Origin of the sequence: Desemzia sp. FAM 23988 (genome assembly GCF_045528365.1) — a bacterium.
Classification (GTDB): Bacteria; Bacillota; Bacilli; order Lactobacillales; family Carnobacteriaceae; genus Desemzia.
On the sequence record NZ_JBGQQS010000083.1, the window covers coordinates 1 to 286 of the forward strand.

Here is a 286-nt window from a genome sequence, read left to right on the forward strand (position 1 = left end):
CAATTCTTCTGTAAAGTCAGTTAGTCCAACGTGCGTGATTCCGATGTGTTGTATATCGCCGCGGTCTTTCATCGTTTGGACAATTTCGTTGAATTTTTTCTTCAAAGCTTTTAACCCTCGCCCTTTGGTTACAGGAACTAAACTTTCATCAGTTACTTCCAACATCAATTTCACATTCAGCAGAGTTGAAAAATGACCCAGTACTTTTCCTATACGTCCACCTTTGATCAAGTTTTCCAAATCTACAATTCCTACATAGAAAGCAATAGTTTCTTTTAATTTATCC

General features: G+C 37.1%; 1 protein-coding gene. It reads right to left on the reverse strand.

The genetic code is table 11. From position 1 onward, the window contains the following. The coding region (locus ACEN4L_RS13545; RefSeq protein ID WP_407123689.1) for a DegV family protein at window positions 1-286 on the reverse strand (286 nt) is incomplete at both ends.